Source organism: Alcaligenes sp. SORT26 (assembly GCF_017377875.1).
GTDB classification, from domain to species: domain Bacteria; phylum Pseudomonadota; class Gammaproteobacteria; order Burkholderiales; family Burkholderiaceae_B; genus Alcaligenes; species Alcaligenes parafaecalis.
The window spans coordinates 3,580,261-3,604,997 of sequence record NZ_CP070975.1 but is presented as its reverse complement, the minus strand read 5'-3'; the positions used below and the strand labels follow the sequence as shown (position 1 = coordinate 3,604,997).

The window sequence follows — 24,737 nt, the reverse complement described above, 5'->3', positions numbered from 1 at the left end:
GGCGCAAATATGTCATTTGCACCACAATTTTCTGCCCGCTTTGCGCCGGGCAAGCCCGTATCAATCCTTTGAGAACCAGCGGTAAATCAGGGCCAGACCGTTGACAGTACCAGCGCTGACCTCTGCGGTCAGACCCCGCGCCAGGCGGTAGCTGGCTCGTCCCACTGTGCCGGTATCGGCCATGGCCTGCTCCAGGCTAACGGAAATGTCCGCCGTCAGTGCCTTGCTGATCGCAATAAACTTGCGCTCTTCGTTGCTGGTGCCGCTGTTCAGGGATTTGACCACACTTTCCACCGGCAAAATGCTACCAGCACTGCCCAGGTCGCCCGAACGCATGGCCACTTCATCAATCCCGAACTTGCGGTAGAAGGGTTCACCATCACCCAGGAAAGAGGTACCCACGCTAAGCAGCAAAGCCATATCGCCACCGGAATCATCCGGGCCGTGGCCCAGCAGGAGCCAGGACAGTTTTTCAACTTCACTGACTTCCGGGTAAGACACCAAATCAATTCTGGGCTTGCGTGCCGTACCGGCTACCTTAACACCTGCTTCTACCGCCTGACCGGTACGCAGGGCTTCGATGTCCAGGATGGGCGAGGTAATGTCGCCCTGGAAGGTCACGGTTCCGCGCTTGAGCATCAGCTTTTGACCGTACAACTCGATGCGGCCACCACGAGTACGCAAGGCACCCATACCAGTGAGCTTGCCACCAATCATAGTGACCCTCAGGCTGCCGACCAGACCGGAGTTCACGCCGTAACCCGTCAGGTAAAAGCGCGGCCCCAGGTCCACATCGATTTCCATGCTCATGTCAGTAGCGGCCTGGGAAGGCTCGGAGGCAGGCTCGTCACCTGCCCGCACAATCACCACATCGCTATCGACGGTAGGAATGCCACCCAGCATGTCCAGGTTGAACCAACCGGCATCGGCCTCGACCTTGCCGGTAATCGCTATGCGCGGCAATTCCATGTTCAGGGCAATATTGCCGGACATCATGGCGTAACGATCGGCGCGTTGCAGGATTGGGAAGCGGAAGATATCCACCCCGAAGGCCCCTTGCTGAGTGCTCAGGTTCCACTGCCCCGAAACGGTCAGCTTGCCATCTTTGGCATCCGGGCTTTCTTTCAGCCAGGTGGCCGTACGCCACTCTTGCGGCTCTACCCGTGGGCGAGCCGGGAAACTCAAGGACTCCAGCCTGAAGATATCACCATCAAAACGGGCATCCAACTGACCATCAATCAGGCGGATACCGTCGTCCAGACGCGTAAAGCGCAGCTCGCGGCCCGTCACGGTTCCGCGGCTGGTCCAGGCCCATTTTGCACCCACATCAATATTCACGTCCGCGTTCAGACGACCACCCAATTCCATGGCATCACCCAGGAACAGGCGCGTCCAGCTCAAGTCATCAATATTGGCTTGAATACTGACAGTTTTGCGGTCGTTTTCGTTCAGGGCCAGCCCATGAATAGGGGTCTGGGCCTTGGCCGTCACGTAGCCCATTTCCTTGGTACGCAGGTCTAACTGAGCATCCACGCGGCTGGTAGTGGCCGATGTGGGTTTCGCATTAATGACTATGCTCAGATCTTCCAGGCCCAAGGACATGGGTGGTTCAGCAAAGACCTGCACATCCCCGGCGACGCGATCAACGCGCACCTGCCCGGACAAGGCACCGTTAAATTTCAGATCCCAACGGGCTTTGATATCAATTTCGGGAGGCTGAGTTTTCTTGTGCTTAACAATCTTGACGCCCCCCTTGTCCTTCTCCGCACTCGCTTCTACGCCAACTTTGCGCAGCAGGCGTGCGATACGGGGCTCGGACAAGACCAGATCCAGCAACTCACCACGGCTGGCCCATTGGCCAGGCTGGTAGCTGGATTCCTGGTGACGCAGATTGATCCAGGGTTCGCCATCGACTGTCGTACTCAAAGTACCCGCACCAACACGTACCGACCAGGGAGCCAATGGCTCGGGAGTCTTGGGAGCTGTTGCTGTTTTGTCGGCTGCGTTTTCAGGAGCGCCTGCTTGTGCCTTCGCTTGCTCTGCTTCCGCTGGAGCAGCCGAAGCAGCTGTCTGTGCGGTCGCTGGCATTGGGGCTTCTGCCGAAGGCGATTGAGTCGCTGCAGAACCGGAGGTTTGCGCTGCCACCTCTTTCTCAGGTGCAGCAGTAGCAGCGTCAGCAGGTTTAGCTTGATCCTTGGCATCTGCTTTGGCAGCTTGAGCCGGAGGCTCCGGTGCCCGCAGAGCATCGGTGAAACGTACCGGCAGTGCCGACTGCAAACGCACGATCAATCCGGCATGGTCCGCCACCAAACGGTTTACCTTGCCATCCCAATACGCAGCCTTGCCCTGATCGGCAAAGTGCCAGCCCCCCTCCAGTGCCAGATCGGCTTCAGCCAGCCCCTGGCCTAATTGACCCTTGGCATTACCACCCAAGTCGTACTGGCCTTTCAACTGCAATGTGTGACGAGCGATCTCCCCGCGCAACTGACCTTGTGCCGAGGCCTTGCCTAACTCCAGACCTGGCCATAGCTGTTCGGCACGGGGAATCTTCGCCAACAAATCCAGTTCGGCTTTACCGGACATGCCGAAGCCACCCTTCAACTGGACTTGGTTCTCACCGATCTTCATATCGGTAAGCACATCCGAAACCGTCAGCAGACGCCACCAGTCCGGCTGGCCGGGCTGAGCCGGTGCAGAAGCCTTGGCCTTGATCTGCCCAATAGCCGTCTGCTTGTTCCAGCGACTGCCTTGCAAAAGCTGTATATCGACATCCGCCGAGAGCAACTGCTCTTTATCCGCCAGGACCACATCGAACTGGCCTTGGGTATTGATCAAGGCATCTGGCAGCACATCGCCCAGCAAGGCATGCAGATCCAGCTTGTCGCTGCGGAACTGGCCTTTGAAATGATCCTGAACGTGCACCCCTTCCTGTGTGGCATCCCAGGCGAAGTCCGCATCCAGCGAGGACTCGTCCGGCAGTTTCACGGCCAGCTTGGCCTGACGCACTGGCACGGAATCCAGCGGGCTCAACTCTGCGCTGGCGTCCAGGCTATAGCCCTGGCCATGACCGTTGAGCAACAAAGTGGCTTGTTCCAGAGAGCCATTCAAGGTGATTTGAGCGTTGACCACGCAATCGGGCAAAGGCTCGGGTTCAGGGACTACGACCGGCTCCTGAATACGCCCTTCATCGACCACACCGGTACTGCTCTCAGGCTCGGAGCTGATGACTCCGGCGACGCCATGGGGATCAATGGGCTGCTCCAGGGAGTTGACCGCCTGGCTCTGTGCCTTGAGGCCAGACTGGCCTTGCAGCGTAGCCCCGGCTTCCGCTGGTTCAGCACTTTGCTCTGCTGATTTTCCTGGTGTTTTTCCAGAGTTTTTTTCCGATGCTTTGTCTGCTGTTTGATTTGAAGTGGCTGCAGCCGCGGACGTCCCACCAGAAGCGTCCGCCTTGGCACTCGTTTTCACCGTCTCTGCGACCGTTTTGGGCTGGCCTGCGACGGCCTTCGTTGCAGATTTCCCGGATGTCGATTGCTCCGCGTAAGCAGGCAGATACTGCTTGGCGCAAATGGGTGAGTCCGCCGTCAAGCCACGAGCAATAATCTGGATATCGGCGCGTGCCGGGTAAGGCGCTTCCAAACCACCCAGCTCCACTTCGCCCTGAAAACCGGCACGGATGGATTCATTCGCTACGATCAAATCGTACAGGCGCAGTTGGGCACTATCAGAGTCCAAGGCCAGAGCCGAAGACAGATCCGCAATCGCCACGGGCAGGGGCGTGCCATCCTGAGTCAGCAAAAACTGGCCCAGCGCCAGCTTGTCCACGGCAATACTGACTGGGAGCTCCGGCATCTTGAAGGGCTCGTCAGACTTGGGCTCATCCGAGGAGGTCAAGGCTACATCCACTTTATGGGCGCTCAGCTCGATCACATGCAAGCGGCGTTCCCACAATTCTTTCCAATTGGCCTGCAGACGCAAGCGCTCGATGTCCACGTGTGTACCAGGCAAACCCAGCACCAGGTGATCAACACTTAATCCATCCCAAATGGTTCCGCGCACCCCTTGGGCGCTCCCCTGCGCATAGGGCAAAGCCGTGCGCAAGGCCCAGCTTGTACCGGCCTGACTCGCCAACACCCAATACACAAAGCCGCAAACAAGCAGCAGGGCAACCACCACAAAGGGGATGCCCCACAAGGCAAAATATCGGAACCAGCGCCGAACCCAAGCCATTAAAATGCGATTCCCAAAGAGAAGCTTAAACGTACACGTTTGTCTCGCTGACCATAGGCCAGATCAAGATTGAAGGGGCCCGCCGGTGTACGAACGACCGCACCCAAACCGTAGCCCCAGGCTAAATCCATATCACCAAAGCTGGGCGCGGCATCGCCCACATCCACAAACGCGCGCATCCCGTACATGCTGGTGAAAAAGTGCGTGTACTCCACACTGGCTACTACCATGGCCGGTGCACCCACTACGGCATCGCCTTGTTGCAGGCCAATGCTTTGATATTTGTAGCCACGGACACTGCGAGCGCCCCCGGTCCGATAACCGAAGTCAGGCGGTGTGCGGTCCGTCATGCGCCAAACCTTACCGATTTCACCGCGCAGGGACAAAATATCCCGCTCCCCAACTGGCCACCACTGTTGCAGTCGCAAATTGCTGCGGTAAAAGGTCTCGCCCTTGTCCAGAGTGACACCGGCACCCACGCCGAAATCAATCAGATTGCCTTCACGCGGATCATATTTCTTGTCCACGTCCCGGCGCAGCCATTGCCAGGTTGCAATGGCTGAAGGGGTTTCACGGGTGGGGAGACCGGAAATCTTGGTCTTGTCCCAGGCACCCAGCAAACCCCATTCGGTTTCATATTCCACGCGGCTATTGCCTGCCGCCTTCCGCTCCTGGCGCAGCTTCCAGCCCAAAGCCGCACGTTCCGTGTCCAGCCCTTCAATATCAGAGCGGTCGTACAAAACCCCAAAGCTGTTCTTGTAGCCGCTAATCGTGGGCGGCAAGTGGATGTCATAAAAGGCCCGTTGGCGCTTTTTATCCACGCCAATACCGGCCTCGGACCAGATTGGCAGGCCAAACACAATATTCTTCCGATACAAGGCTTCAACACGCGCACCGTGGTCGCTGTCAAAACCCAAAGAGCCGGTGAACTGCTTGGATGGCGCTTCGGTGACCCGTATACGAACAGGCAGCTCTACATCACCATCAGGAAGCTCTTTCTTTTTGCCAGCTTCCTCGTCCAGAGTGACAAAGGCACCCCGAAAAAAAGTGGTGGCAGCCAAGGATTGCTGCCACTCGTCCAGCTTGTCCTGATCGTAGGGATCGCCGGGCGTATAGCGCACGTAGCGATCAACCAGGGATTGGGGCACACGTTTCAGGCCCGTGGTTTCCAGCGGCCCCATGCGAACGCGCGGCCCACTGTCTACTTTCAGGGAGAGGTCGGCCACGCCTTCATCGGCCAAGACCGTCGCCCGCGTGTCTACGTAACGAGCGTAGTAAAAATCCTGGCGCTGTACGCTTTCCAGCAAATCCGATTTGGCCGAAGACCAGACTGAATTCAAAAAGGGATCGTCCACTTTCAAGGGAAAGCTGGCTTTGATCCCTTCCAGCCTCACCTGGTATTCCGGTTCCTGAATCTTGCCTTTGAAGTCCAGGGCAATGTCACGCACACGGGTGATTTCACCCGGCTGAATAATGATGTCCCAATATTCACCGCTGGAATCTTCGCCCACCTCCAGCGTGACCACCGAGTCAAAATAACCCTGGGTCTGCAAAGCGGAGACGGTCGCATCGTGAGCCCGGCGTCGCAGACGCGAGACCTCTCCCAAGTCCTGGTCTTCCGCCAAACGCGTAATCGCACTGACCGCACGCTGAATTTCTTTCAGCGCCTGAGGGGGCACGCCCCCTGGATCAATAATGACATCGGGCACGGAAGACTGAGCCCAAACTGCAGGGCTCAGGACTATCGAGAACAACAGGCAAAAGCCGGATTTGCGCATACGTACTCAAAGAGGACGAGGAACAACCTTGGGGCGCTGCCCCGACGTGTCTGGAGGAAGTTGCGACAAGTTAGCCGAAACGCGATTGGCAATCTCGTGATACAGGCGGGCCTCGGGACTGTCTGCGCTGGCAATCACCGTCGGGGTACCGGAATCGGTCTGAGCCCGAATGCTCATGGCCAAAGGCAAGGCACCCAGCCAAGGGACGTTGAACTGGCTGGCCATATCGCGACCACCATGCTGACCGAAGACCGGGTCAGCATGACCACAGTTCGAGCAGATATGGACCGACATGTTTTCCACAATACCCAGAACAGGCACATTGACCTTCTGGAACATGTTCAGCCCACGCTTGGCGTCGATCAATGCCAGATCTTGAGGGGTGGTCACAATCACCGCACCCGTCAAAGGCACTTTTTGCGACAAGGTCAAGGCGATATCGCCGGTGCCGGGAGGCATGTCGATGATCAGGTAATCCAGATCATCCCAACGCGTTTGTGTAAGCAACTGTGTCAGGGCTTGGGTCGCCATGGGACCACGCCAGATAGCAGGAGCGTCTTCATCCAACAGGAAACCGATGGAGTTGGCTTGCAGACCGTGACCGATCAGCGGCTCCATCATCTTGCCGTCTGCACTGCGTGGACGCTCGTGCAGGCCCAGCATGGTGGGCACGCTTGGTCCGTAGATATCCGCATCCAGCAAACCAACGCGGGCACCTTGCATGTGCAAGGCCAAAGCCAGGTTCACTGAGGTCGTGCTTTTACCGACACCGCCTTTGCCTGAGGACACCGCAATAATGTTGCGGATATTGGGCATGGGGCGCAAACCTTCTTGCACCGCATGAACACCAATGCGAGGACTCAAATGCAGCTTGGACAGGGTGGCACCCACGCCCGCCAAGGCCTGCTCGATACGCTCGCGCAGTTGTCCCTGAATGTCATAAGCCGTGTAGGGCAGATGCAAAGTCAGCTCAACTTGGTTCTGGTCAATGCTCAGTTCGCATCGACCCGCATCGACCGATAACTTCTTTAACGTGTTGGGATCGGTCACACTCGCCAGGGCTTGCAACACGCGCTCGGAACTCACTGTCATTTATCCAAAACCTTGATATAAAGAAACATCACCATACCTTTAAACCAGAAAATTAGCGGTTCAACAGGAATTTTTTTACACTTATGATGTCATACTAACCCTATGAACACATTTAACCAGATTATCCGCACAGCCCTCTTTGTCTTGCTGACAATATTTGGTGCGATCATGGCGTTTATCTTCATGGTTTCCACCGCTATTGCGATCGGCATTTTATACATTGTGGCGCGTATTAGTGGCCGTCCTTTTGGTGTCAAAGCCTATTGGGACCAACGCCGCCGCCCAGATGCTGCCAGCAAACAGTCGACAACACCCCGTTCGCGTGATGTTACCGACATCGAGATGCGCGAGATTCCTTAACAGTATTTGACTGTTCGCCAAGCCTTTGGCGAGCAGCAAAGCTGATTTGGTCATGCCCCCGAACACCCTGAGTCGTCCAAGGCTCAGGGTGTGTGCATTTGTAGTATTTGCAAAGACTAATCAGCAACCTGCCCGTGGACATTCATCGGCCTTGCGCGGCACAAGTCTGCAATAGACCGTAGAATCCTTGTTCCCTTTCTCTTTTATTTTGTTAAGTCATGTCACGAACGATATTTGTTACGACCGCCCTGCCGTACGCCAACGGCTCGTTTCACATCGGCCACATCATGGAATATATCCAGGCCGACATCTGGGTCCGGTCCATGCGAATGTCGGGACATACTGTACATTTTGTGTGCGCGGATGACGCCCATGGCGCCCCCATCATGCTCAAGGCTGAAAGCGCTGGCATTACGCCCGCTCAGCTGGTGGACAAGATTGCGGCGGAGCGCCCGACCTACCTGAACGGCTTTAACGTCAAGTTCGACCACTGGCACCGCACGGATTCGCCTGACAACGTCGAACTGGCCCAGGACATCTACCGCACGCTGAAAACCGCCGGGTTCATTGATACCCGCACCATCGAGCAGTTTTACGATCCGGTCAAAGGCATGTTCCTGCCCGATCGCTACATCAAGGGCGAGTGCCCCAAGTGTCACGCTAAAGACCAGTACGGCGATAGCTGTGAAGTCTGTAGCGCTGTCTACGCCCCCACAGAGCTGATCGAGCCCTACTCCACCCTGACCAATGCGCGTCCGGTGCTGAAGACCTCGGAACACTTCTTCTTCCGTCTGTCCGACCCGCGCTGTGTGGCCTTCCTGCAAGAGTGGACCACGGGCAAGAACGCCCAGGGCAAACCACGTCTGCAATCCGAAGTGCTGGGCAAGACCCGCGAATGGCTGGGTACAGGTGAAGGCGCTGAAGCCTCCCTGAACGACTGGGACATTTCGCGCGACGAGCCTTACTACGGCATCCCGATTCCAGACGCTCCCGGCAAATACTTCTACGTCTGGCTGGACGCTCCTGTTGGCTACCTGGCTTCCTTGAAAGCCTACTGCGCCAAGGCCGGTCTGGACTTTGACGCCTTGCTGGACCCTGAAGGCAATACTGAACAGGTGCACTTCATCGGTAAGGACATCGTGTACTTCCACGCTCTGTTCTGGCCTGCCATGCTGAAGTTCTCCGGCCGTAAAGTGCCAGACGCCCTGAACGTACACGGTTTCATTACCGTTAGTGGCGAAAAAATGTCCAAGAGCCGTGGCACAGGCATTTCGCCCCTGCGCTACCTGGAACTGGGCATGGATGCCGAGTGGATGCGCTATTACATGGCCGCCAAGCTGAACTCGCACGTTGAAGACATGGACTTCAACCCTGACGACTTCATCGCCCGCGTCAACAGCGACCTGATCGGCAAGTACGTCAACATCGCCAGCCGTGCCGCCAACTTCATCAGCAAGCATTTTGATGGCAAGCTGGCTTACCAGGGCGACACCTCCGAGCTGCAAAACCAGCTCAAGGACGTTGCCGAGAAAGTCCGCGCCGATCTGGAAAGCCGCGAATACGGCCGTGCCGTACGCCAGATCATGGCTCAGGCCGACATCATCAACCAGGCTTTCGACACGGCCCAGCCTTGGGTCATGGCCAAAGGCATTGCGACTGCCGAGCAGGCCCAGAAAGATGCACTGCAAGACATTTGCTCGCGCACCCTGGCTGGCTTCAAGGGTTTGTCCGTCATGCTGACCGCGATTCTGCCTACCCTGACTGATCGCGTGGCCCGCGAACTGTTCGGTCTGGACCGCGACTTTGTCTGGGACGACGTGGCTGCCTTGCCTGATCACATCGCCCCCTTCAAGCACCTGATGCAGCGTGTAGACAGCGCCCTGGTGGACGAGCTGCTGGCTCCCCCACCAGCTCCCGTCGTGCTGCCCGGTGGCGAAGCCATTGCCGACACCATCGACATCAAGGACTTCATCAAGGTTGACCTGCGCATTGCCAAGATCGTGAGCTGCGAAGCCGTGGAAGGTTCAGACAAGCTGCTGCGTCTGAGCCTGGACGCTGGCGAAGGCCGTTTGCGCCAGGTGTTCTCCGGCATCAAGTCGGCGTACCAACCCGACGACCTGATCGGCAAGCTGACGGTTCTGGTGGCTAACCTGGCTCCTCGCAAGATGCGTTTTGGCGTGTCCGAGGGTATGGTTCTGGCTGCCAGCCATGCTGATGATGCTGTGGATCAAGGCATCTATATTCTGGAACCCTTCCCCGGTGCCCAGCCCGGTATGCGCATCAATTAAGACGCATTCCTGATACCCAAAAAAGCCTCGCCTAAAAAGCGAGGCTTTTTTGTCTACATATACCAAAGAATAGGCTCAAAACAGCCTGCCACGCCCCTTTAGCACCCCGCCACCCAGGAAAGCCGATACACTCTTTAGCTTGAAACCGCTGTACTGATGCACAGTCTGCTGCTTTGAGCGCAAGGACCTTTTGGCATGAAAAACATCACCCCTCCAGACCTGGATCGGCACCGCGGTGCCCAACGCTCCACATGGGTCAGTGTCATCGTCAATATCGGCTTGAGTCTCCTGCAAATTGTGGTGGGTCTGTTTGCACATTCCCAGGCTCTGATTGCGGATGCCATCCACTCACTCTCCGACCTGCTGTCAGACTTTGTGGTGCTGATTGCCAACCGCCACAGCCGCCAGGGCCCGGACGCTGATCACCCCTATGGTCACTTGCGCTATGAAACCGCTGCCACCCTAGCCATTGGCGGTATTTTGCTGGCCGTAGGCCTGGGCATGCTTTGGAATGCCGTGTCCTCTTTGCGAGACCCCAGCAGCATCGAGGCCGTACACCCTATCGCCTTGGCTATTGCCTTCATTGCCCTCTGTAGTAAAGAGTTCCTGTTTCGCTACATGCTGCGTGTAGCGAAGCGGCTACGCTCAACCATGCTGGTTGCCAATGCCTGGCATGCTCGTTCGGATGCGGCCTCCTCTCTGGTGGTTAGCGTCGGGGTGATGGCCAACCTGGCAGGCCTGCCGCTAGGCGACCCCTTGGCCGCCAGTGTGGTGGGCTTGATGATTCTGCGCATGGGCTGGAAGTTTTCCATCGGCGCTTTTCACGATCTGACGGATAAGGCCGTCGATCAGGAAACGGAAGAGCGCATTGCCAAACTCTTGCGCGAGACGCCCGGCGTGGAAGGAATACACCAGCTGCGCACCCGCAAACTGGGCGACATGATCTGGGTGGAAGTGGATCTGGAAATGGATGGCTCTCTGACTATTGATCAAGGCCACGCCATTGCCGTCGCTGCTCGGGACCGTGTGATGGCCGAAGAGCCTGTGCTGGATGTCATGACACACTTTGATCCGGTCACACCCAACGCGAAAGCCTGACGCCCTTTTATCGCTCTTGCAGGTTAAATACCACCCTACCCAGCGCGGCGTTCACTCTCGGGAGCCAGCATCTCGACCAGCACACGGGACAAGGCCGTTACCATTTCATTGGCATGAGGCCGATGCAAGATCGCCAGTTCAAAAGCATCAATACGGGGCAGGCCTTGCGCTTGCCCCAATTCAATATGGTCATCCCGCACTGCACGCCGTGGCAGCAAGCTTATCCCCATCCCATCTGCTACCGCCCCCTGAATCCCGCTCAAACTGGAGCTGGTAAAGCTGATACGCCAGCGACGCCCCAAGGATTCGACGGCGCTGATGATTTCCTCTCGGTACACGCCACGGCGCGGAAAGGTCACCAAAGGGATGGGGTCCAGATGAAAGACCGGATCAGTCGCGCTATCTACCCACGCGGTCTGCTCAGGCAAGCAGGCCACCGCTTCACGCGCGTTATGACGTTGCTTAACCAGAACCAGGTCTAGCTCACCCTGGTCGTACGCCGCGAGCAGATCGCTGCTCAGGCCACTGCTGACCTCCAGCCGCACCTGCGGAAAGCGACGATTGAAGCCTGCCAGAGCCCGCATGGTCTGGCCGTTGGTAAAGTCCTCCGGCACACCCAGACGCACGGAAATAGTCACCAAAGAACCGGATAAGGCTTCAGACAGTTGATGATTCAGGGCCAGCATCTGGCGGGCGTAGCCCAACAAGGTCTGCCCGGCTTCAGTTGTGCTGACTCCCCGACTGGCCCGATCCAGCAGACGCAGCCCGGCCAGTTCTTCCAGGCGCCGTACTTTCTGGCTGATCGTGGACTGCGTGGAATGCAAACGCGTTGCCGCCGCCGTGAAGCTGCCGCAATCGACCACCGTCAACAAGGCCAGCAGCAGGTCCAGGTCGTACAAAGGCCGGTTCAGGCTAGGACTGGTCGATAGTTGATGAGCCATATGTTCAAAATCCTTCTGAAATCCGCCTGGGCAATACGCCTCATCGCCCGTTCATTCAAAAATCAAATACTAGAGATTTATACATTTAATTTGTAAATATCACCAGCAATCGTTAAGGTGTATTGGTCCCGCGCATTACAACGACATCCCGCCTGAGCCCTTGGCCAGCCGCCGGGATTGCGCCGTGCCGTCCGACAGATTTTTCCTTACTGAATTTCAATGGGAATCAACATGTCCAAAGTCAATTACTACGCCCCTCCTGGTGGCCACCCTCCTCAGACCCAACTGCTGACGGACCGTGCCATGTTCACCGAGGCCTATGCCGTGCTGCCCAAAGGCGTGCTGCAAGACATCGTGACCAGCTTCCTGCCCGGTTGGGAAAAGACCCGTCTGTGGGTATTGGCACGTCCTCTGTCCGGCTTTGCCGAGACTTTCTCCCAATACATCATGGAAGTGAGTCCTCAGGGTGGCAGCAACAATCCTGAGTCCGATCCCGAAGCCGAAGGCGTGATTTTTGTCGTCAAGGGCCAACTGGAACTGGTTCTGGAAGGCACCAAGCACATCATGGAAGAAGGCGGCTATGCCTTTATTCCTCCTTCCACCAACTGGACCTTGCACAACCGCACGGGCGAGCTGGCCAACTTCCACTGGATCCGCAAGCGCTACCAGCGCGTAGAAGGCCTGGATGCACCCGAAGCCTTTGTGACCAACGAAAAAGACGTGAAACCTGGCGTCATGCCCGACACCGAAGGCCGTTGGAGCACCACCCGCTTCACCGACATGTCCGACCTGCGTCACGACATGCACGTGAACATCGTGAACTTTGAACCCGGTGGCGTGATCCCCTTCGCTGAAACGCACGTGATGGAACACGGTCTGTACGTTCTGGAAGGTAAGGCCGTTTACCGCCTGAACCAGGACTGGGTTGAAGTGGAAGCCGGTGACTTCATGTGGCTGCGCGCTTTCTGCCCACAGGCTTGTTACGCTGGCGGCCCTAGCCGTTTCCGCTACTTGCTGTACAAAGACGTGAACCGTCATGCCAACCTGACCATTGGCGGCAATCGCTAATAGAGCATAAAACAGAACAGCCGCTGCCCGTCAGCGGCTGTTTTGCATTACAAACATACCAAACCAGAACTCGTCCCCCTGATGCCGCCTGCTCCCGCATGCGTCCCACAAGGCACAAACAAAGATTCTGGTTTCAAGGCTCATTCCAACCTTGCTTCTCTACAGGAGAAAAACATGAACGATAAACACTATCTGCTGCGCTCTATTCAGATTGCAGAAGAGAATGTCGCCCGCGGCGGCCAGCCCTTTGGCGCGGTGCTGGTGCGTGATGGTCAAGTTCTGGCTGAAGGGGTGAATGAAACCTACATCGCCCACGACCCCACCGCGCACGCCGAAATCCAGGCCCTGCGTACCGCCAGCCAGAACGTGAAAAGCAGCAGCCATGCAGGCAGCACCATGTACGCCAGCGGTATCCCCTGCCCCATGTGCATGGCCGCCATGATTGCCTCCGGTGTGGAGCGCGTGGTGTATTGCGCCGACGATGCAGAAGGCGAGCCCTTTGGCTGGTCTACTGAGTCCTTCTACAAAAAAATGCAGCAGGACTTTGGGAAACAGGGCGTGAAAATGGAACACCTGCCTTTGCCTGAAAAACGCAAAGTCTATGAAGCCTGGCAAGCCCGATTTGGAAACGACTCCAAACAGGACTAAAAAAAGCCATTCAAAACCCTGCCATCGAGCAGGGTTTTGCGTATTTACATAGACAGACAAGTCAGAAAAGTTTATAAAACAGAGCAGTTATAGTAACGATTCTCATTTATTGAATCCCAAAGGAAATACATGATTGCGTCCCGCCCTGCCTCTTTAAAAATGATTGTTGCCTCCGTAATGGGCGCTTTGCTGCTCAGCGCATGCCAGACTGCGCCTCAATCGCAACAAGCGGGCCAAACATCGTCTTTCAACGCGACTGCCCCTCAGGCACAGGTCACCTTCCGTCAGGACACCATTGATGGTGCCTACGAAATTCTGGCCGCCAAAGACAGCAAGCAGTTGTTTGTTGCCGCTACTCCTCTGTTTGAAGACCGTGCTGCTGGCTTCCTGCACGTTCTGGACCAGGATACGCTGCGTGAATCGCAACTGATCCAATTGCCACGCCGTGCGTTCGCACTGGGCCTGAACCAGAAGACCCACACCCTGTACGTAGGTAACACCCTGGACGGCTCGTTGCTGGCCATCAACAGCCTGAACGGCACCGTCAAGCAACTGATTCAGTTGGGCGTAAAAGAAGGCAAGGACGGCTGGGAACATACCCGCAAAGTCGTCATTGACGAACAGGACAACCGCATCTTCGTGACCAACCCTTCTGAAGGTGGTCGCGTATGGATTGTGGACGGCGCCGAAGGCCGCATTCTGCACAACATCGACAATGTAGGCCTGTGGCCTGCTGGTGCCGCGTACGACGCCAACACCAAGCGTCTGTTCGTGGGTAATGGCGGCAAGGATGAAATTGCTGTCATCAACCCAGCCACTGGCGCTATCGAACAGCGCTTTAGCACCGGCGACGCAAAGAGCGACAAGCGTGAAGATTCGCGCCACTTCTTCGTGAACATCGCCCTGAGCGCGGATGGCAAGAAACTGTTTGGTGCTGACGCCAACACCGGCAAGATCTACCAATTCGACACCACCTCCGGCAAAGTGGAAAACACCGCTGAAGTCGGTCTGGGTCTGCTGGATATCGTGTACAACGAGGCTCGTAAAGAGCTGATCGCCACCAACCGTGGCGTGGATCGTGAAACACCAGCCGGTACGGGTTCGGTCACAATTCTGGATGCCAACACCCTGGCTGTGAAACACCGCATCAGCGCCCCTGTGCACCCTAACAGCGTAACTCTGAGCGCCGACGGCCAGACCGCTTTTGTCACCATCAAGATTCCTCATGGCGACAAGAGCCCGCACTACCTGAAAGGCGCCAAGGACAGCGTTCTGCGTCTGAACCTGAATCAGCTCTAAGCCACTGGCTCAAGGCCTGATCCCAAGCCGAGACTACCGCAAGGTAACTCGGCTTTTTTAATGCCTGCCACTTTGGTCTGCCAGGCCGCCTGCAGCCCATCTGTGCCCTAGCCGCAGGATAGTTTTGTCTGCTGTTCAAGCCTCAAGCCAAGGCCCGTCAAGGCTGGCTCTTGGGCGTTTCAAAGCCACTTTAGCAATGCGGTCTGGAAACATGTAGAAAAGCGGATTGCTGCAACCAGCCACTTGCTCAATAGAATCAATTAGTGGCCTACAGCGACTCCTGCCAACTACCTGACCCACCTTTCCCAATCCTCGCCTCCAGATGCGCTTCAAGCAAGCATTTCTGGAGCATTTTCTTTTGCAGATCTCTCATGGTTCAGTTGAACGACTATCACCAGCCCATTGGCCCCGCGCTCCCTCACTGGCAAGCTCGCCCCCAGCCTGCTCGCTGCGTTCTGCATGGCAAGTACTGCCGCCTGGAAGCGGTGGACCCGGAGCAGCATGGCGACAGTCTGTTCGAGGCTTACAGCAGCGCCAGCGATGGTCGCGACTGGACTTACTTGTCTGTGGAGCCCTTTAGCAACCGCGCGCAGTTCGATCAGCACCTGCGGAACATCAGCCAGGCCAGCAATGCTGTGCACTACGCCGTCGTGGAGCAGGCCACGGGGCGCGCACTGGGAACCTTGTCCCTGATGCGGATTGACCCGCAAAACGGCTGTATTGAAGTGGGCTTTGTGGCCTGGTCACCTGCCCTGAAACAGACCCGCATGGCAACTGAAGCCCATTATCTGCTGATGGCCTACGCCATTGATGGACTGGGCTACCGCCGCTATGAATGGAAGTGCGATACCCACAATGCCCCTTCGCAAGCCGCAGCACGACGCCTGGGTTTCCGCTATGAAGGTATTTTTCGTCAGGCCATCGTCTACAAAGGACGCTCTCGTGATACGGCCTGGTTCGCCATTACCGACCAGGAGTGGCCTGCCCTGAAGGCCGATTTCCAGGCCTGGTTGGCACCGGACAATTTTGATGAGCAAGGCCGTCAAAAACAGCGTTTGGGACAGCAGGCCAGCGCCACATCGACCGGACCAGGGGCCCAGCGTCTACAACAAATGCTGGCTTTGCAAGCCGAACTGAACATCCTGATTGACCCGAACTGGCGACATGCCAAACAAGACTACTACCGGGCCATCTGGGTGGAGTGTGCGGAGCTGGCTGATTATCTGGACTGGAAGTGGTGGCAGCACCGCGAACGGAACCTGCCGCAACTCCAGTTGGAGCTAATCGACATCCTGCATTTTGGATTGTGCGATCTGCTGCGCTCCAGCGACCTCCTGCGGGAGCGGGAAGCAGCCGCGGCAATGGATCAGCTCCTGCATGCACCAGCAACGGCCAGCGACTCCACAGCCATCATGGAAGCCCTGGAACACTTCACCTTGCGCGTTCTGCAGACCCGTCAGTTCGACTTTAGCGGCTTTACCCAACTAGCCAGCCTGTGCGGTCTGAGCCTGGACACGCTCTATCACTCCTATGCGGGCAAGAACGCCCTGAACCGCTTGCGTCAATTACGTGGCTATCAACATGGTCACTATCACAAGCAATGGGGTGGACAGCAGGACAACGAGCACCTGGCACAACTGCAATCCCGCCTGCCCACCCATGAACAAGACAACTACGCCGAAATGATCCTGCACGCTTTGCAAGACAGCTACGACACATTTTTTGCGGGGGGCACACAGGCCCAAAACGGTGTCTCACTACCGCCTCCCCTTTCTTCACGCTGACAAAGGACTGTCCATGTACCTCGATTGCGATTGTTCCATTAGAGTCTTTCTGGAATCGCCCAAACCGGACTCCGATCCCGTGGAAAATAATGACACGCGCATTCCACCCGATCCCCGGCCACAGCCGCATAAGGTGCAACATCCCTGGTCCCGTTCGCGCCGCCGAGAGCGATCTCGCTGGCGCCAGGCCTGAAGTCTGCCCCCGCTTGTCTCTTTTGTTTGTCTCCCTCCCCGACCCGGCCACCGAGCTATTGGATCGCCAGATCGCCGGTTCGCCGGGCCGCCGGACCGCGGGGCTTGCACGCCTGCCAGGGCTGCTTTCAAGCCAAATGGAATAAGAGCTATGAGCCAGCGAGCATAGCTCCTCTTGATCCAAATCAAGACAATAGATTCCATCGTCGGCATACGGATCGGCGAAGCATACCAAAGGAGACAAACCCCATGGATACCCCACTCAGAGACAAATCGTATTTTGATGAACGCGCCACCCAAGAGATGGCCACTCATCTGCATCAGGTCCAACGCGACACCCGCGAAACCATGGCTTTTGCCTGTCGCATCTTGGCCATGACCGAGCAGGAGGCCGGTCTGGCCGGACAAATCAGCGTACGTTCCGAGCGCCCCGGCGCCTATTGGACCTTGCGCTTTGGTCTGGGCTTTGACGAAGCCACCCCCGAGGACTTCATCGAAGTTGACCGCGATCTGAACACCTTAAGCGGCGAAGGCATGGCCAACCCCGCCACCCGCTTTCACCTGTGGGTCTACGAAGCACGCCCGGACGTCAACTCCATCATCCACACACACTCACCCTGGGCCACGGTACTGGCAACCGCTCGCCAGCCTCTGGTGATCGCGCAAATGGACATGACGCCCCTGCACAATGACTGCGCCTTTCTGAGTGAATGGCCCGGCGTGCCGATTGCCGATCAGGAAGGCGTCATCATTTCCAAAGCGCTGGGCGACAAACGCGCCATCATCCTGGCGCACCACGGCTATCTGACCGCAGGAAAAAGCTGCCAGGAGGCCACCTATCTGTCGGTCTACCTGGAACGTGCCGCACGCTTGCAAGTACGCGCCCAGTCAGCCTTTGGCCCGCTGACACCTGTCGATGACGCCCTGGCAGCAGAAGCCCACGACTACCTGCTCAAGCCCTCCATTGTTAACGCTACCTTTGACTACTGGTCCCGTCAGACCCAGGGCATCGCCCCTTTAAGCAAGACCCGCTGACGCCCGTACCCAAAAAACACAGCAAGACCTGGAGGTCGCTATGACGATGCCTAACACTGGACAGGCGCGTTCGTCGCGCCAGTACGTTACGGCTGGCTTGGCCAGCATGATGGGAACCACCATCGAGTGGTATGACTTTTTCCTGTACGGCACCGCTGCCGCACTCATTTTCAACAAGATCTTCTTTCCCGCTTTCGACCCGATTACGGGCACGCTGGCGGCCTTTGCCACTTACTCCGTGGGCTTCTTTGCCCGCCCCTTGGGAGGGTTTATTTTCGGCCATTTCGGCGACAAGCTGGGCCGCAAATCCATGCTGCTGATCACGCTATTCCTGATGGGTATCCCCACCATCCTGATCGGCCTGATTCCGTCCTACGACAGCATTGGCTATTGGGCCGCCGTACTACTGGTCCTGATGCGTTTTCTGCAAGGCATCGCCGTTGGAGGAGAATGGGGAGGGGCCGTCCTGATGGCGGTAGAACATGCTCCAGAAGGCAAAAAAGGCTTCTTTGGCAGCCTGCCACAGACCGGCGTCGCGCCGGGGTTGATCTTGTCCTCTCTGGCAATGGGAGCTGTTGCCAGCCTGCCCGAAGAGGACATGCTGTCCTGGGGTTGGCGCCTGCCTTTTCTGGCCAGTGTCGCCTTGCTCCTGGTGGGTTGGTGGATACGCGCCAAAGTGGCCGAATCACCCGACTTCGAGCAAATGAGCAAAAAGGGCAAACAAGTGGCCGTGCCTGCTCTGGAAGTGTTGCGGCACTACCCCCGCGAAGTGCTCCTGGTGGTGGGTGGCCGTCTGGCCGAAGTGACCTGGTTCTACACCGTGGTCACGTTTGCGCTGGCCTACGCCACCACCACCCTGGGCGTGGAACGCAGTGTGATGCTGGATGCCACTGTTTGGGGTGCCTTCGCGGCTTTGTTCACCATGCCTTTGTTCGGTGTATTAGGTGACAAAATCGGCTTCAAGTGGGTGTTCATGGCAGGCACGCTCTGCATGCTGGCTTTCTCCTCCACCTTCTTCTCCATGTTGGGCAGTCTGGACTCCAAGACCATCACGCTGGCACTGGTGATTGCCATTGGCCTGGTTTATGCCGCCCTCTATGGCCCTCAAGGTGGCTTGTTCTCGACGCAATTCCCTCCTGAAGTACGCTACAGCGGGATTTCCATTGCGGTACAAGTATCCGGTGCCATCGGCGGCGGTCTGGCTCCTTTGGTCGCCACGTCCTTGCTGGCCTATGGCGATGGGCAACCTGACTACATCGTCTGGTATCTCAGCGTGCTGGGCTTGATTGCCTTTGCCAGTACCTGGTTCATGCATGGACCCACGCACTTTTCCTTGCCCTCCTTGTCCAGCCGAAAGGTACGCACATGAACACGCCCGGTATCTACTACTACTTCTGGATGAATTCGGACTGGGCCTATCTGGGAGCCGACCGCCTGGAAGCTATCGCCCATAAACATGGGGTGCCTATTCACTACAAGCCTGTGGACTTGCCACAGGTGTATGCCCGCACAGGCGGTGTCTTGCTGGGACAGCGCTCACCCGAACGGCAGGCTTATCGCATTACGGAGCTACAACGCTGGTGCAGGAAGCTGGGCTTGCACGTCAATCCCACGCCCCGCTTCATGTGTCCCGACGCCACCCTGGCCTCAACACTCATCATCGCGCTGAATCAGGCCGGCTTACCCGTGGTGGACCTCTATAAAGCCATCCTGCGGGCGCAGTGGTATGAAGATCGGGATATCAGCGACCCCGCTCAGCTTGCCCAGATCCTGCAAGCGCACAAGCTGGATGCTGACTGTTGGTTCAAGCAGGCACCCCAAGCCCAACAGCAGTATCAAGAGCACACTGACGAAGCCGTTGCCGCCGGTGTCTTTGGCTCGCCATCTTATGTGTATCAAGGCGAGTTGTTTTGGGGGCAGGATCGTCTGGACATGCTCGATGAGGCTATCGCCTTAGCATCTGCTCCTGCCGAAACCCGGTAGCTCAGACTGCATCTGCGGCATTTCAAACAAGGGCGGGACAAGGTTTTTAGCCTTGTCCCGCCCTTCTTGCTTAGCCTTCACTCTGCAGTCCAAAGCCGTTCCGCTCCCGCCCAAAACGATTCAAACGACCTATACCAAAAACGATCTAATAACCATAACAATAGTCAAAAATTCTGGCTTGGCCTTGGTCAAAATCCAACAAAACGAGCGCAAAAAAAAAACCGGCCACTCTATGCCCACCTTGCTGCGATGAATCATCACAAAAAGAGCAGCAGAATCTCTACCGGACAAGCCCATCCAGAGGCACACTAATGCGGGCAAAACCACTGCTGGCCTACCTGAGTTAGCCCTTTTTTCAGGGGTAAACACCGTAGAATCACGCCTTTTCCTGCAAGGAAAATTCACTAATACGCCAGCGTAGCATTCCTAAAAATGGACTTTTAGGTCCGGCTTACCCCCTGGGTTTCAGGCTTTCAGCATGCCGCCTGCCAAAAATGAAATGCAATGAGCAATTTTGAAAATTTACTTTTTCCATTGATACAGAATGTTATGTCTGCCGTACGAATCATATCGATAGATTTTATCTATTCATTGAGTCTGTATTCTGAAGAAATTGGCTACTTGAGCAATGCCAGTAAAGGTAGCCGTCTTCATCAGAAGAAGGGCGCGGGGCTTTATATTGAACAAATACGCCACTATAAAGTATCAGCCAGATCAAAAAATCAGGATTCTGCTGATCTCCAATAACACTCGACAGCACGAACAACTTCTTCAAGCCCTGCTAGCTGGTGCATTTCGGGTTTCTGTTGCCGCTGACGGAGTGCAAGGATATACCAAGGCCCAGTTAACGCTACCGGAACTTATCCTGATGGATAAGCAATTGACGGGGATTGATGCTTTGTCCTTGACCCATATGCTGCAAGGATTAAAAGCCACGGCTCATATCCCCATCATCATTCTGGATTCACGCATGGACGGCAGCAGTGATGAATGCGTCTCTTTTTTAAAGGCGGGAGCCGTTGATTACATTGGCAATCCGTATGCGGTAGATGAAGTCAAAGAACGTATCAACGTTCCTTTGCGCTGTCCCAAGCTGACCACCCCTACCGTGGTGACCGGCAAGACTCCCAGTCAGCGGCCCAGCACCACCGCTGAAACCAGCATGCTGATTCATGCCATTCAAAAAACAATTGATGCCAATCTGGGGGCACCACCCAGCCAAAAAGAACTGTGCGATATGTTCAAGATTTCGCGTCGAAAAATCATGAATATATTTCAGCGAAACTTTGGTTTAAGTGTCAGCAGTTATATCCGGCTGCAACGTATGTATCGCGCCGAGCACCTGCTGAAAACCACGGCATTGAAAATTGATGTCATCGCTACCGACCTGGGATTTTCAAGCCCGGCCAATTTCTCCACCGCATTTAAAACTTATGCGGGCGTCGCGCCTGGAAAATTCCGGCAGGCTATCGAGAAAAATAAACCTTATACGGAAAGCACTCCATGTATTCGGTCCCTGGGCCCTCCTGTTTTTGCTCCGGGCTGGTGTCCGCCCTAAATAAGCATAAAAAAAGCAAGGCCTGAACCCGATTCTTCGGTAGACCATTTATAAAATAAAAACCCGTTAAAACCATGCCTGGGATGTGATAGCAAAGCCCCCCGTCACACTCCCGCCCTGGCCTTGCCCCGCAAAAAGGGGCTGTACGACACAAGAAATCAATTTTCAGCGAGCTGCACTTGCCGCCCCGGGGCAAGGTGATAAAATCGTGCATGCTTGAATGATTCAATTCAAAACAGATCCGGGACGACCTGGGTCTGTCTTTTCAATACAGGGACGGCCCTACCCCTTAGGCGGAGCATCCTCGATGGCCCACCCTGCATCACCTTCATCTCAACTCATCCCTCCGGTCACCTGGCTGCGTCTGCTCGGTTCCTGGTCCATTGTTGTGCTCTTCATGATTTTTGGTGGGCAATGGTTGGGGGATTCCTTGAGTGGCACCACGGCGGCCATCGTCTTTCTGGTTTTGTTCGTGACCATTCTGGCCGCCTCGTTCGGTGTCGTCCGGGAAGCCGATCACCTGGCCCATCAATTGGGCGAGCCCTACGGCACCCTGATTCTGACGCTGTCTATTGTGCTGATCGAAGTCATCCTGATTGCCTCGGTACTGCTGGGGCCGGGCGACTTTCCCACCATTGGGCGGGACTCGATCTACGCCGTGATGATGATCATCCTGAACCTGATCACCGGCCTGTGTCTGATTGCCGGAGCAGCGCGCAATGGCGATCAGGAGTTCAACCGCCAAGGCACCAACACCTATCTGTCCATGATTGTGCTGCTGACCAGCATAGGCTTGATTCTGCCTAACTACACCAGCAGCGCAGGCGAGTTTTCCGCGACGCAAGCCATTGGCATTTCTGTTCTGACGGGCCTGGTCTATGGCGTCTTCCTGTACCTGCAGATGGGCAGTCATCGTCATGACTATGTGCAGCCAAATCAGGCGGTGGAACTTGCTGAAGCCGCTACACCCAGCGTGCGCGATCCCCAGGCGACTCGGGCCATGTTGATCCGCAGTATCGTGCTGATCGCCCTGATTCTGCCCATTGTCTTGCTGGCTCACGACCTGGCTATTGTGACCGACTACGGCATCGCGGCTTCGGGCGCACCCGTGGCTGTTGGCGGTGTATTGATCGCCATTATCGTGTTCACGCCCGAGTCCATTACCGCCATCAAAGCAGCCATGAATAATGAAATGCAGCGGGCCATCAACCTGTGTCTGGGGGCTTTTGTCTCCACTGTGGGCCTGACTGTGCCGGTGGTTCTGATCATTGGATTGATCACTGGCAAGCAAGTAATCATGGGGATCAGCAATACCGAAATCGTGCTGTTCGTAATCACTGCGCTATTAAGCATTCTGAGCTTCAGCGGTAAACGTACGTCGCCCATTCAAGGTTATATGCACCTGATGGTTTTCGTGGTGTTTGGACTTTTGCTCTTCTACCCCTGATCAGGGCGAAGCAGACAAGCCCGAAACATGCAGCAGATTTTCCAGCCAATCTGCAAACACCTGAAAGCGCCGCGACAAATGTTGTCGATGCAGATACAGCAAGGACATGGGTAAAGGCGCGGCGCAGTGATCGGGTAAAACCTCTAGCAACTCACCTGCCTGCAAGTGCTCCTGCACATCGTAGGCAGGGATCTGAATAAGCCCTAATCCCGCCAAGCAGCAGGCGATGTAGGCTTCGGCATTATTCACCGTGACGCGTCCAGGCAGGTCCAGAAACTGGGGCTGGTCACCCTCCATCCACTCCCAGGGAGCCACACGCTCGCTGGTGGGCGAGGCATAACGCACCACTTGATGCTGAGCCAAGTCCTCGGGAGTCTGGGGCATGCCATAACGGGCCAGATACGCAGGGCTGGCCACATTAATCAGCGCTAGACTGCCCATTTTTCGGGCGATCAAACCGGAGTCGCTCAGTGGTCCTACGCGCAAGACGCAGTCCACCTGCTCTTCAATCAAATTGACGGCACGGTCCGTCACCCCCAGATGCACATGAATGTGCGGATACTGCTCCAGAAACTCCGGCAAAGCAGGCGCGACAATCAAACGACCAACTCGCCCCGGCACATCCACTTTGATACTGCCGGATGGACCAACACTGGCCTGACGAAACAGATTCTCGGTTTCCTGCACATCAGCAATCACACGCAGGCAGCGCTCATAGAAGGCAGCACCATCCTGGGTGACCGTCACTTTGCGTGTGGTGCGATTCAAAAGACGCGCGCCCACTCGGCCTTCCAGCTCCTGGATAGCCGCCGACACGGATGAACGAGGCATACCCAAGGTATCCGCCGCACGGGTGAAATTGGCGCACTCGACTACCCGCGTAAAGATGCGAAACAGGTCAATGCGGTCTATCACGTTCTCCTTCAAGACACAGGGGCAAAACGCAAGCAGAGCAGGCTTGATTTCCTTAGCCAGCGCGCTATCCCAGCGCACTCAATTGTTCGTTTTTTCCGACAAATGATGTCAGAAATAAAAGATTTAAACAATTTTAACGACTTATATCATGGACAAACGATACGGCTTGCAGCCCGCAGCCAACACGAGCAAGGAGTCATCATGGCAAAGCACAGCATCAAAGGTAAAACCGTTCTGATCGCAGGCGGGGCAAAGAATCTGGGTGGTCTGATCGCCCGCGACCTGGCGGAACAAGGAGCGCGCGCCATTGCCATTCATTACAACAGCGACAGCTCCAAAGCGGACGCTGAAGCCACCGTCAAGGCTATACAGGCAGCAGGCGCCCAAGCCATCGCTTTTCAGGCAGATTTGCGTTCGGCCGGTGCCATGGAAAAATTGTTTAGCGATACGGTCGCCGCCATTGGTCGCCCTGATATCGCCATCAATACGGTAGGCAAGGTACTGAAAAAATCACTGACCGACGTCAGCGAAGCCGAGTACGAGGAGATGAGCGACATCAACTCCAAAACCGCTTTCTTCTTCCTGAAAGAAGCAGGCAAGCATGTGCAGGACAATGGCAAAGTCTGCACCTTGGTCACTTCCCTGCTGGGTGCCTTCACTCCGTTTTATGCGGCCTATGCCGGTACAAAAGCGCCAGTGGAACACTACACTCGCGCGGCCGCCAAAGAATTCGGTGCACGCGGGATTTCTGTGACGGCAGTAGGCCCCGGCCCCATGGATACGCCATTCTTTTATCCGGCTGAAGGTGCAGATGCCGTGGCGTATCACAAGACCGCTGCGGCTCTGTCCCCCTTCTCCAAAACCGGGCTGACCGATATTGAAGATGTCGTGCCTTTCATTCGTCATCTGGTCAGCGATGGCTGGTGGGTGACCGGTCAAACCATTTTGATCAATGGCGGCTACACCACGAAGTAAGCAGAAAGCCGTGGCCCCGCAAGAGAACTTGCGGCGGCCCCGGCTC

At 56.3% G+C, this 24,737-nt stretch carries 18 protein-coding genes; 13 read left to right on the top strand and 5 right to left on the bottom strand.

Going from position 1 to position 24,737, the window contains the following annotated elements:
- Positions 1–60: 60 nt before the first annotated feature.
- The 3 genes from JYG33_RS16420 to apbC are packed head-to-tail and all read right to left on the bottom strand — an operon-like array spanning position 61 to position 7,100.
- The gene (locus tag JYG33_RS16420; RefSeq protein WP_207873230.1) at positions 61–4,230 is read right to left on the bottom strand and encodes a translocation/assembly module TamB domain-containing protein; all 4,170 of its coding nucleotides are present in this window, start codon (positions 4,228–4,230) and stop codon (positions 61–63) included.
- On the bottom strand, positions 4,230–6,008 hold the full coding sequence (locus JYG33_RS16415; RefSeq protein WP_207873229.1) for a BamA/TamA family outer membrane protein: 1,779 nt from the start codon (positions 6,006–6,008) through the stop codon (positions 4,230–4,232). The genes JYG33_RS16420 and JYG33_RS16415 overlap by 1 nt, the downstream gene beginning before the upstream one ends.
- A gap of 6 nt (positions 6,009–6,014) precedes the next feature.
- The gene (apbC, locus tag JYG33_RS16410; RefSeq protein ID WP_207873228.1) at positions 6,015–7,100 is read right to left on the bottom strand and encodes an iron-sulfur cluster carrier protein ApbC; all 1,086 of its coding nucleotides are present in this window, start codon (positions 7,098–7,100) and stop codon (positions 6,015–6,017) included.
- Between the two features lie 102 nt (positions 7,101–7,202).
- On the opposite strand from apbC, the gene JYG33_RS16405 reads away from it, so the two are divergent.
- The 3 genes from JYG33_RS16405 to JYG33_RS16395 all read left to right on the top strand — a co-directional run bounded on the left by JYG33_RS16405 (position 7,203) and on the right by JYG33_RS16395 (position 10,846).
- Positions 7,203–7,460: a hypothetical protein gene (locus JYG33_RS16405; protein ID WP_207873227.1), complete on the top strand. Its 258-nt coding sequence runs from the start codon at positions 7,203–7,205 to the stop codon at positions 7,458–7,460.
- A gap of 218 nt (positions 7,461–7,678) precedes the next feature.
- Positions 7,679–9,748 carry a methionine--tRNA ligase gene (gene metG / locus JYG33_RS16400; RefSeq protein WP_207873226.1) on the top strand — a complete coding sequence of 690 codons (2,070 nt, stop codon included), beginning with the start codon at positions 7,679–7,681 and terminating at the stop codon, positions 9,746–9,748.
- Positions 9,749–9,943: 195 nt separating this feature from the next.
- Complete coding sequence (locus JYG33_RS16395; protein WP_207873225.1) at positions 9,944–10,846, top strand: cation diffusion facilitator family transporter; 903 nt, start codon at positions 9,944–9,946, stop codon at positions 10,844–10,846.
- A 35-nt stretch (positions 10,847–10,881) separates the two neighbouring features.
- Here the strand turns inward: JYG33_RS16395 and JYG33_RS16390 are convergent, their stop codons facing one another.
- Positions 10,882–11,757, bottom strand: coding sequence for a LysR substrate-binding domain-containing protein (locus JYG33_RS16390; RefSeq protein WP_207875902.1), 876 nt, complete (start codon positions 11,755–11,757; stop codon positions 10,882–10,884).
- 261 nt (positions 11,758–12,018) lie between these two features.
- Between JYG33_RS16390 and JYG33_RS16385 the strand changes: the two genes are divergently transcribed.
- The 9 genes from JYG33_RS16385 to JYG33_RS16345 all read left to right on the top strand — a co-directional run bounded on the left by JYG33_RS16385 (position 12,019) and on the right by JYG33_RS16345 (position 22,801).
- Positions 12,019–12,855 carry a bifunctional allantoicase/(S)-ureidoglycine aminohydrolase gene (locus JYG33_RS16385; protein ID WP_153229046.1) on the top strand — a complete coding sequence of 279 codons (837 nt, stop codon included), beginning with the start codon at positions 12,019–12,021 and terminating at the stop codon, positions 12,853–12,855.
- A gap of 174 nt (positions 12,856–13,029) precedes the next feature.
- Positions 13,030–13,503 (top strand): nucleoside deaminase, encoded by a 474-nt coding sequence (locus JYG33_RS16380; RefSeq protein ID WP_153229045.1) that lies wholly within the window; start codon positions 13,030–13,032, stop codon positions 13,501–13,503.
- Between the two features lie 129 nt (positions 13,504–13,632).
- Entirely contained in the window at positions 13,633–14,802 is a 1,170-nt protein-coding gene (locus JYG33_RS16375) for a YncE family protein (RefSeq protein WP_207873224.1), read from the top strand.
- 371 nt (positions 14,803–15,173) lie between these two features.
- Complete coding sequence (locus JYG33_RS16370; protein WP_207873223.1) at positions 15,174–16,586, top strand: GNAT family N-acetyltransferase; 1,413 nt, start codon at positions 15,174–15,176, stop codon at positions 16,584–16,586.
- Positions 16,587–17,027: 441 nt separating this feature from the next.
- The gene (locus JYG33_RS16365; RefSeq protein WP_207873222.1) at positions 17,028–17,813 is read left to right on the top strand and encodes an aldolase; all 786 of its coding nucleotides are present in this window, start codon (positions 17,028–17,030) and stop codon (positions 17,811–17,813) included.
- A gap of 40 nt (positions 17,814–17,853) precedes the next feature.
- Positions 17,854–19,182, top strand: a complete 1,329-nt coding sequence (locus tag JYG33_RS16360) for an MFS transporter (protein WP_207873221.1) — start codon at positions 17,854–17,856, stop codon at positions 19,180–19,182.
- Positions 19,179–19,796 (top strand): 2-hydroxychromene-2-carboxylate isomerase, encoded by a 618-nt coding sequence (locus tag JYG33_RS16355; RefSeq protein WP_207873220.1) that lies wholly within the window; start codon positions 19,179–19,181, stop codon positions 19,794–19,796. The genes JYG33_RS16360 and JYG33_RS16355 overlap by 4 nt, the downstream gene beginning before the upstream one ends.
- 679 nt (positions 19,797–20,475) lie before the next feature.
- Complete coding sequence (locus tag JYG33_RS16350) at positions 20,476–21,354, top strand: DNA-binding response regulator (protein WP_207873219.1); 879 nt, start codon at positions 20,476–20,478, stop codon at positions 21,352–21,354.
- A 307-nt stretch (positions 21,355–21,661) separates the two neighbouring features.
- The gene (locus JYG33_RS16345) at positions 21,662–22,801 is read left to right on the top strand and encodes a calcium:proton antiporter (protein ID WP_207873218.1); all 1,140 of its coding nucleotides are present in this window, start codon (positions 21,662–21,664) and stop codon (positions 22,799–22,801) included.
- On the opposite strand, the gene JYG33_RS16340 is transcribed toward JYG33_RS16345, so the two are convergent.
- Complete coding sequence (locus JYG33_RS16340) at positions 22,802–23,713, bottom strand: LysR family transcriptional regulator (RefSeq protein WP_207875900.1); 912 nt, start codon at positions 23,711–23,713, stop codon at positions 22,802–22,804.
- A 204-nt stretch (positions 23,714–23,917) separates the two neighbouring features.
- Here JYG33_RS16340 and JYG33_RS16335 point away from each other — a divergent pair, with 204 nt between their 5' ends.
- Positions 23,918–24,691: an SDR family oxidoreductase gene (locus tag JYG33_RS16335; RefSeq protein WP_207873217.1), complete on the top strand. Its 774-nt coding sequence runs from the start codon at positions 23,918–23,920 to the stop codon at positions 24,689–24,691.
- Positions 24,692–24,737 lie beyond the last annotated feature (46 nt).